Annotated in this window: 1 protein-coding gene; it reads right to left on the bottom strand. The window is 34.0% G+C overall.

Translation table 11 applies throughout. The features are described 5' to 3' along the window. A partial coding sequence (locus AOA62_RS32160; protein ID WP_218244051.1) for a hypothetical protein occupies nt 1–267 on the bottom strand: 267 nt, incomplete at its 3' end. Between the last annotated feature and the right edge of the window lie 39 nt (nt 268–306).

The raw sequence follows: 306 nt of genomic DNA, 5'->3' as shown, positions 1-306 counted from the left end.
AGCACGACTAAAAAAGTTTTCTTGTGTAAAAATATAATTTAAAGAGAAAATCGTACCTAAAAATAAGCTAGGTATAATCACCAAGATGGGAAGCCGTAAATAAATCAATACAGAACTAAAAAAGGCATACCATACAAAAACTTCAATGTTTCCTGTATCAGATATCGTCGGTATAGGACGGAGCCATTCCCAAAGAAGTAGGAATGCTAAGACATAAATAAATAAGTGTGTAATAGAAAAGTTATTTTGCCCTGTCATTGATTTCATCTAATCACCTGCACTTGCATAGGTTGGCATCGCATGATC

The sequence above is a fragment of the Pseudomonas sp. 2995-3 genome (genome assembly GCF_002742565.1).
GTDB lineage: Bacteria > Pseudomonadota > Gammaproteobacteria > Pseudomonadales > Pseudomonadaceae > Aquipseudomonas > Aquipseudomonas edaphica.
Note: the sequence above shows the minus strand (reverse complement) of the source record. Positions and strands in the feature narration are given on the sequence as shown.